The organism is Streptomyces sp. SID14478, from assembly GCF_010548525.1.
Lineage (GTDB): Bacteria > Actinomycetota > Actinomycetes > Streptomycetales > Streptomycetaceae > Streptomyces.
Map to the genome: position 1 here is coordinate 1 of NZ_JAAGMG010000888.1, position 8,653 is coordinate 8,653.

The 8,653-nt window shown below is 73.7% G+C and carries 7 protein-coding genes and 1 tRNA gene; 6 read left to right on the forward strand and 2 right to left on the reverse strand.

Annotated elements, in window-relative coordinates:
• Window positions 1–37: 37 nt before the first annotated feature.
• The 5 genes from G3I40_RS29070 to G3I40_RS29090 all read left to right on the forward strand — a co-directional run bounded on the left by G3I40_RS29070 (window position 38) and on the right by G3I40_RS29090 (window position 4,282).
• On the forward strand, window positions 38–1,618 hold the full coding sequence (locus G3I40_RS29070) for a hypothetical protein (protein ID WP_164305497.1): 1,581 nt from the start codon (window positions 38–40) through the stop codon (window positions 1,616–1,618).
• Entirely contained in the window at window positions 1,615–2,964 is a 1,350-nt protein-coding gene (locus G3I40_RS29075) for an AAA domain-containing protein (RefSeq protein WP_343245050.1), read from the forward strand. The genes G3I40_RS29070 and G3I40_RS29075 overlap by 4 nt, the downstream gene beginning before the upstream one ends.
• A gap of 161 nt (window positions 2,965–3,125) precedes the next feature.
• A complete protein-coding gene (locus G3I40_RS29080; protein ID WP_164305499.1) occupies window positions 3,126–3,482 on the forward strand; it encodes a hypothetical protein in 357 nt (118 codons plus the stop codon).
• 121 nt (window positions 3,483–3,603) lie between these two features.
• Window positions 3,604–4,218, forward strand: a complete 615-nt coding sequence (locus G3I40_RS29085; RefSeq protein ID WP_164305501.1) for a bifunctional DNA primase/polymerase — start codon at window positions 3,604–3,606, stop codon at window positions 4,216–4,218.
• Window positions 4,209–4,282 (forward strand) — tRNA-Lys (locus tag G3I40_RS29090). Before G3I40_RS29085 ends, G3I40_RS29090 begins: the two co-directional genes overlap by 10 nt.
• Window positions 4,283–4,525: 243 nt before the next feature.
• Here G3I40_RS29090 and G3I40_RS29095 read toward each other — a convergent pair.
• Window positions 4,526–5,812 (reverse strand): M6 family metalloprotease domain-containing protein, encoded by a 1,287-nt coding sequence (locus tag G3I40_RS29095; protein ID WP_164305502.1) that lies wholly within the window; start codon window positions 5,810–5,812, stop codon window positions 4,526–4,528.
• Window positions 5,813–6,107: 295 nt separating this feature from the next.
• On the opposite strand from G3I40_RS29095, the gene G3I40_RS29100 reads away from it, so the two are divergent.
• Complete coding sequence (locus tag G3I40_RS29100; RefSeq protein WP_343245051.1) at window positions 6,108–7,925, forward strand: EAL domain-containing protein; 1,818 nt, start codon at window positions 6,108–6,110, stop codon at window positions 7,923–7,925.
• A gap of 34 nt (window positions 7,926–7,959) precedes the next feature.
• Here the strand turns inward: G3I40_RS29100 and G3I40_RS29105 are convergent.
• On the reverse strand, window positions 7,960–8,653 hold a 694-nt coding region (locus G3I40_RS29105), incomplete at its 5' end, for a LysR family substrate-binding domain-containing protein (protein ID WP_164305506.1).

Consider the following 8,653-nt stretch of genomic DNA (forward strand, 5'->3'; position numbering starts at 1 on the left):
CCGCCCTGCGGGCCGAGGCGCTGCAGGGGGCCGCCCTGTGAGCCTGATCCACCACCTGGCCCGCCTGGAGGCCACCAGCACCGGGCGCGCCCAGCGCACGGCCACGGTCTGCCACCGGCACCTGTCCCAGAGGCCGCTGGTCCTCGTGCCGCTGACCACGGCGGGCGAGACGGGCGCCCCGCTCGGCGCCCTCGTCGGCACCGAGCGCACATCGCCGCGCCTGCTGGTCGTCCCGCAGCCGCGCGACCGCGACCAGCGCTTCACGTTCCTGACGCAGCTCGCGCAGACCGTCCTGCCGTACGTCGACACGTACGCCGCCGACGTCGAGGCCGCCGAGCGCAGCGAGACCGACCCCGAGACCGGGAAGAAGGTCAAGGTCGAGGTCGAACTGTGCGCGGACGCGCCGCAGTTGATCGTGCCGAGCCGCGGGGGCATCGAGTTCGTCCGGCTGCTGGGGCGCTCGATGCGCTTTCGCCGCACGGCGGAGCAGGACCCGCAGACCCCGTACCCGGCCCCGCCGCACGTCCCGCTGCTCGGCCGCTGGCTGACGCACTACGGCGAGCGGGCCCGCGTCCCCGGTTCCTCCCTCCTCCTGTCCATGACGGACCTGCTGTCCCGGCACTGGGCGACGGGCCAGTCGAGCCTGGAGGACCAGCACCTGGGCGCGCTGCTCGCCTGGATCGCAGCGCCGGAGGGCACCTCGGGCGCGGAGGCCGCGCTCCGCGCCGAGATCGCCCGGGGCGCGGACGGCCAGCTGTTGTGCCCGCCGGCCGGCCCTGCCACCGATCCGGCCTTCGACAACAAGCTGCTCGCGCCCGCGATCGAGCGCTACGACCGGGCCCGTACGAAGCTGGCGGCGGCCGAGGACCCGGTGGTGGCCGACGGCCGTCTCGCCGAACTCACCGCCGCCGAGCGGGAGATCCACGCCCTGGTCGAGTCCCGCACACGCCCGACGTGGGACGCGGTGTGGCGGGGCCTGGACCTGCTGTGCACGCTGCCCGAGGGTCCCCGCGCCGCCGACCGCTGGACGCGGGACCGCTGGTCGTTCACCGGGCACCGCGACCGGGTGGCCGCGGGCGAGCCGCCGCAGCCGCGCCGCGACGACGCGGTGACCGCGGCGAACAAGCTGGCGACGCGCGAGCGCGAGCAGGCCCGCCTTGACGCGCAGGAGGCGCTCGACGACCCGCTGGTGATGGCGGCCCGCCGGCTCGCCGGGGAGGCCTTCGCGGGCGAGGTGACCGAGGTCGTGCCGGCGTACAACGACAAGAAGCGCCCCCGCCCGCTGATCACCGTCCGCACGGACGACACGCCGCACCTCGCGGAGCGCGTGAAGGTGTACCGCTCCCTCGAAGGCAAGCCGCAGAGCGCGGAGTTCGTGGCGTACGAGGGTGCGGGCCTGGTCGTGCTCAGGCTCCTGGACAAGATGGGGCGCGGCAAGGAGCCGGAGGACGGGACCGTGCCGGACAAGGGCGCGCGGGTGTGCTGGACGCTGTTCGAGCACGAGCAGCGCGGCGGGCCCAAGCTGCCCGACCCGGAGGAGACGCCGTGGACGCACGGCGGCCCGCCGGGCACGGGCGAGGCGACACCGGACGCCGTGACCTCGGAGGACATCCTGTGAGCACCGTGGACACCGTGACCGCCTTCGATCCCGGGGCCGAGGCCGCGCGCGCCACCGACGCCATCCTGCGCGACACGCTGCACGGCGACGCGCGCGGCGTCGTCGTCGACTCCCCGCCGGGCGCCGGGAAGTCCACGCTCGTCGTGCGCGCCGCGCTCGAACTCGCCGGTGCGGGGCGGCCGTTGATGATCGTGGCGCAGACGAACGCCCAGGTCGACGACCTCGTCGTCCGTCTCCACGAGAAGAGCCCCGAGCTGGCGGTGGGCCGGCTGCACAGCAGCGACCCGGACGCGTACGACAAGGCGCTCGACGATCTGGCGAACGTGCGCACGTCGACGAAGGCGGGTGACCTGGCGCCGCTGCCGGTGGTCGTGTCGACCGCCGCGAAGTGGGCGCACGTGAAGGACGTCGACCCGTGGCGGCACGCCATCGTGGACGAGGCGTACCAGATGCGCTCCGACGCGCTGCTGGCCGTCGCGGGGCTGTTCGAGCGGGCGCTGTTCGTCGGCGACCCGGGCCAGTTGGACCCGTTCTCGACGGTCGGCGCGGAGCAGTGGGCGGGGCTCTCGTACGACCCGTCGGCCTCGGCGGTGGCGACGCTGCTCGCCCACAACCCGGAGCTGCCGCAGCACGAACTGCCGGTGTCGTGGCGGCTGCCCGCTTCGGCGGCGGAGCTGGTGTCGGGCGCGTTCTATCCCTACACGCCGTTCCGCAGCGGCACGGACGAGGGCGACCGGAGGATCGACTTCCGGGTGCCGTCCGACGGCTCGGGCCCCGACCGGGTCATCGACGAGGCGGCCGCGGCGGGCTGGGGCCTGCTCGAACTGCCCGCGGCGCACACGCCCCGGACGGACCCGGAGGCGGTGCGCGCCCTGGCGCTCGTCGTGCGCCGGCTGCTCGACCGGGAGGGTGCCACGCTCTCCGAGCGGGGGCCCGAGGCCGCGCCGCTGACCGCCGACCGGATCTGCGTCGGGACCGCGCACCGCGACCAGGCGGCGGCGGTCCGCTCCGCCCTCGCCGAGCTGGGCGTACGGGACGTCACCGTGGACACGGCGAACCGGCTGCAGGGCCGCGAGTTCGACGTGACCGTCGTGCTGCACCCCCTGTCGGGCCGCCCGGACGCGACGGCGTTCCACCTGGAGACGGGCCGCCTGTGCGTGCTGGCCTCCCGGCACCGGCACGCATGCATCGTGGTCTGCCGGGCCGGCGTCCCGGACCTCCTCGACGACCACCCGTCGACGGAGCCGGTGCAATTGGGCGTGACCGTGAAGTTCCCCGACGGCTGGGAGGCGCATCACGCCGTACTGGCGAGACTGGCGGAGCACCGGGTGCCCTGGCGACCTTGAACGGGCCCGGGGGTACCCGCAACAGTGGGGCCGGAGCACCATCTCCGGCAGCGTGCCGGGCGCCCTGGGCACCGTAGGTGAGGCCCACTTGCGGGCCCGCGGACAATGGAAGGTGGCCCGGGCAGCAGACGGGCCGGAACCCTGCACTAGGAGGAACCACCATGGCGGAGCCCGAGCGGCCCCGTACCCCGCAGCCGCGGCTGCGCCCCGCCCCGCTCATCTTCGAGCCCGCGGAGGCCGCCGCCGATCCGGAGCACTTCTTCGACCTGGAGTCCATCGAGGACCCCCGCGACCTGCTCGCCCGCGCCACGGAGCTGACGCTCGCGTTCCGGGCGGCGACGGACCGGTCCATCGAGTTCCAGGCGATGGCGGCGGCCCAGCTGGCCGACCCGCGCCGGTTCGACCGGCTGACCACGGCCGACATCGCGGAGCGCGCGCAGTGGACCGAGGACTATGCGAAGAAGATGGTCGAGTTCGGCCGCGACCTGCTGCGGGGCGCCGCCGAGCAGGCTCAGTAAGGGGCCGTAAAGATCGTTTGGCATATGCCAGGGGGGCAAGATACTCCACCCCGCCCCCTCCTGTCCTGATTTCCCGCAACCCTGGGGAGCCGCATCCTCACGCCCTGTAGATGTAGTGGACATGAGCAGCGCACACCCCCCAGTCGCCCTCGCCCCCGGCGCACCCCACGACCCCTCCGACGTCAGCGGGGTCACCCCCGAGGGCGCCGCATGGCTCGCCTCCGCGGGGCCCTATCCGCGCTCCGCCCTCGCCCACTGGCAGTCCCGCCCCACCTCCCCCGTGGTGCTGCCCTGCGGCTCGGCCTTCGACGTCGTGAACGTCCCGGCGATCTTCGGCCGCCGGATGCTGGACCGCCTCTGGGACGAGGGCCCCGGCTCGGGCCCGGTCGCCGCCCACCGCGGCCGCATGCTCCTGTTCACGGCGCCCGGCACCGCCCAGCGCCTGCCCTCGCTCCTGGAGTGGGAGGAATGGGGCCCCGCGGTGCCGCCCCTGCTCTGCCACGGCAGCGGCGACGCGGTCACCGTCCCCGCACCCACGCCCGGCATCGTGACCCGCCCCGACCAGCACCTGGAGTCCCGCTGGGTGGTCGCCCCCGACACCCGCCGCCCCTGGCTGCCGGGCCCGGAAGTCCTCCTGTGGGCCTGCGTCCGGGCCGCCCGGACGCAGGTACGGATATCGATTTTTCCCTCCGCCGATCAGGATGCTAAGGTCTACGACGTCAGCAGGCGCCGCTAGCTCAGTTGGTTAGAGCAGCTGACTCTTAATCAGCGGGTCCGGGGTTCGAGTCCCTGGCGGCGCACGTTGGCGGTGGCGGGATGTGTTCGCGGAAAGCGCGAACCGTCCCGCCATCGTTGTTTTTGCGCGGCTCCGCCGCGCGGTGCGGGGGCTTCGCCACCCACGCCCCCGACCGGCGCGAGAGTCCCTCGTGGACGCGGGGACCGGGCTGGGGTGCCCGGCGGCGTACAGACAAGCGAGGCTCTCCGTACGTACGGGGCCCCTACTACAAGCCCTAGCCACCGTCCGCGAAGCGCCTCGCCCCGGGTCAGCCGGTGGTCACCTTGAGGGTCCATGCGCCTGACGCCGTACGGTCCGACACCTCGATGCGGACGTTCTCGCCGGGCACGGTGAAGCTCTCCCCGACGCCGATCGGCGCGTCCGCCAGGGGCGGGTAGACCGAGTCGCCGTAGCAGGCCTCGGTGTCCGGGTGGGCGTCGAGGACCTGGACGGGGCCGCCGCCGGACGAGGAGTCGCTGCGTACCCGGTAGGCGAGGACGCCCTGGGTGCAGGTGGAGCTGTCGTTGCCGGTGGCGGACCGCGCCTCCAGGGCGATGGCCGTGGAGGGCCCGGTCCGCACGACCGCCAGCTTGGTGCCGTCGCCGGTGCCGAACGCGGCGCCGGCCCTGTGCGGCGCCGTGCTCAGCGGCTCCAGGGTCAGCGGGGTCGCGCCGGTCCGTGTCACGCACGCCACCTGCCGCGGATCCAGCCAGCCGAGCTTCCACTTGTGCCAGCCGAAGAAGTCCGGCGCGAGCCCGAACTGGCTGCCCATGACGTCCCAGTCACCGACGTAGGTGTCCCAGTCGCCCTTGCCGTCGGAGGGCCGGTGGTAGAGGTCGGGCAGGTCGAAGACGTGGCCGGTCTCGTGCGCGAGGACGTTGTGGTCCGGCGGGTGCTGCTCGAAGACCGTGACGATGCGCCGGACGTCGGTGCCGTCCGCCCGCATCGGCTTGTCGAAGTTCACGACCTTCGTGGCGTCCGAGTCGACGCCCGGCGCGTCCGGATCGGCGACGAAGTACACGACGTCGTACTTGCTGAAGTCCGTGTGCGGGTCCGCGACGCGCAGCGCGTCGCGGAGGTAGGCGCTGCGGTGGGCCGCGTCCCAGTCGCGCCGTATCTCGTACGAGGTCGAGTCGTGCGGCATCTCGATCCACTCGCGCTGCGGATGCGGCACCAGCGAGAACCTGCCGTACGAGGCCCGGTCGAAGAAGCGGCTGGTGTCCGGGAAGTAGTCGGCCGTCAGCTCCGAGGGGTCGGTCAGCGGCGGCGCGTCCGGGAAGGAGAGGAAGACCATCACCGCGTTGAGGGTCTTCTTGGGGCGCGGGTAGGACGCGTTCCAGGTGTCGAGGCCTTCGGAGTGGTGGGCCGCGGTGCGCTCCAGGGCGCAGGGGCCCGGATACGGGGCGGCGGCCGCGGGCCCCGCGACCAGGCCTGTGGCGGCCAGGGCGGCGAGAGCGGTCAGCGCCGCCGCGGTGGCACGCAGGCGGGGCTTGTCCACTCCCCCGAGTGGCTGCGGACGCGGCAAGTCGACCTCCGGGAGGGGAATCTGAGACACCGCACCCAGAGTGTGGGTATTTGATCTGCTTTGCCCTGTTTATCTGGCCCGGATGAGTGAGGGGGTGACGCCCTGACCGGTCACGGAACGTCACACGTGATCGGGGAGCGGAAGAAGCTCGCCCGCGGGTGGGCAGAATCGGTCCGACGAGTCGCACTCAGCCCGTCTGGAACCGTGCTGTCGCGGGCACGAGGCTGGATAGGGCCTCCTAGCGGCCTCTATGATCGGCACACTTTCTGCCGGGACCCGGCTGCACCAGACCACGCAACCAGACGACGCACTGCGGGAGCGAGCGGTGAGCGCACAGCCCGAAGGGCCCACGACCGCGGCGGAGGCGGCGCCCCCCGCCCCGCGACCCGAAATCCTCACGGAGAGTGGCCGCACACCCGAGCAGCCGCCGAAGGCGGTGCACGGGGCCGCGTTCCTCGCCGCGCCCCAGCCCATGCTGCTGGTCGACCGCGACGGTCTCGTCGTCGGCGCCAACGCCGCCGCGTACGCGCTGCTGCGCGGCGAGCACGCGCAGCCGCTCCTCGGGCAGGTCGCCGCCGAGCTGCTCGACCTCTCCTCCGACCCGCGCACCTGGGACGCGTACCGCGAGGTGCTGCGCGGCCGGCAGGCGCGGCTCGGCCGCACCCGCAGGATCAAGCACGCCGCCGGCCACTCGGTGTGGGTGCGGATCACGGTGTCGCCGGTGCCGGACGCGGACCTCGTGCTGCTCTCGCTCAGCGACGTCACCGCGCACCGCGAACTCCAGGCCAGGCTGCGGCACTTGCAGATGCACGACCCGGTGACCCGGCTGCCCAACCGCGCCCTGTTCTTCGAGCGGCTCGCCGCCGCCCTGGAGGCCGGGACGTACGAGATCACGGGCGCGACCGGGCGGGTGGGCCTGTGCTACCTCGACCTCGACGGGTTCAAGGCGGTCAACGACACCCTCGGCCACCACGTCGGCGACCGGCTGCTCGCCGCCGTCGCCGAGCGGCTCACGGCCTGCGCGGGCCGGGTCCGGCACTCCGCCGGCGCCCCGCTGGTGGCCCGGCTCGGCGGCGACGAGTTCGCGCTGCTCGTCGAGGACTCCACCGGGACCGAGCAGGTGACGGAGCTCGCGCAGTCTGTGCTCAGGGCGCTGCAGGAGCCGTTCGACCTGTCCGGCCAGCGACTGTCCGTGTCGGCCTCGATCGGGGTCGTGGAGCGGCAGGTGACGGGGACCACGACCACCGGCCTGATGCAGGCAGCCGACACCACGTTGTACTGGGCCAAGGCCGACGGCAAGGCGCGCTGGACGCTCTTCGAGCCGGAGCGCAACGCCCATCGGATGACCCGTCAGGCCCTGTCGTCCGAGCTGCGGCCCGCGATCGAGCGGGGTGAATTCGCCCTGGAGTACCAGCCGTTGGTGCAGCTGGACGACGGCGGACTGCGCGGGGTCGAGGCGCTGGTGCGCTGGCGGCACCGGCAGTTCGGTCTGCTGACGCCGAATCGGTTCATCGGGATCGCCGAAGAGGACGGCTCCATCGTCCAGTTGGGGCGCTGGGTGCTGCGCACCGCGTGTGCGCAGGCGCGCCGCTGGCAGCTGGAGCACCCCGGGGTGCCGCCCGTGTTCGTCAGCGTGAACGTGGCGGTGCGCCAGGTGTGGGACTCGGATCTGGTGTCCGACGTCGCACGCATTCTCGCGGAGACCGAACTCGCCCCGGAGTTGCTGCAGTTGGAGCTCACCGAGTCCGCCGTCATGGGGTCGGCGGGGCGGCCGCTGCAGGCGCTTCAGGCGCTCAGCGACATGGGCGTGCGCATCGCCATCGACGACTTCGGCACCGGGTACTCGAACCTCGCGTACCTGAGCCGGCTCCCGGTGTCGGTGCTGAAGCTGGACGGGGCGTTCGTCCGGGGTTTCCAGGGCATCGAGGCGGGGGCCGCGCCCGCGGACCCGGCCGACGCGATGATCGTGGAGGCGCTGGTGCAGCTGGCGCACCGGCTCGGGCTCACCGTGACGGCGGAGTGCGTGGAGACGGCGGAGCAGGCGGAGCGGCTCCGCCGGATCGGGTGCGACACCGGGCAGGGTTGGTGGTACTCGCGGCCCGTCGCGCCGGAGCGGATCTCCCGGTTGCTGGCGGACGGGTAGTCGGCGGGTAGCGGGTAGCGGGTAGCGTCCGCCCCTATCGGCCTTCGGGCGCGTGGTCCTCGGACTCCTCCGGGCTCCGTGCGGGCAGACCCCCTCGGGCTTGCTGGACACACGCCGCCACGAAGTCCCGTACGACATCGGATGGTTGAGGCGTCCACGCCACCGCGACCTGGCTCTCGCTCACCCCGCGGACCGGGCGGTAGACGACGTCGGGGCGCTGGTAGAAGCGGGCCGTGGCCTCGGGGGTGAGGGAGATGCCGTGGCCGTGGGCGATGGCGGTGAGCCATTCGTCGGGGTTGTGGGCGGTGGCGCCGATGGTGACCGGGCGGCCCGCGCGTTCGTCGAGGGCGAGCCAGTAGTCGCGCCAGCGGCCGGTGCCTGCGGGCGCGGCGACGTACGGCTCGTCGAGCAGGTCGGCGAAGTCGACGACGTCGTGCCCGGCCAGGCGGTGCCCCAACGGGAGCCCCACCCAACGGGGTTCGGTGAGCAGCACCTCCAGGCCGAAGCCCTCCTCGCCGGGGACGGGCAGGCGGATGAACGCCGCGTCGGCCGTGCCGCCCGCCAGGCCCGCGGTCGGGTCGTCCCACGCCGTCTGCGTCAGCTCGACCTTCCAGCCGGGGCGGCGGCGCGCGAACTCGGCGACGATCCGCTGGGTGAGCTCGTTGGCGGCGCTGGCCACGAAGCCGACGCGCAGCACCCGCGCGGCGCGGCTCGCGGCACCCCGGGTC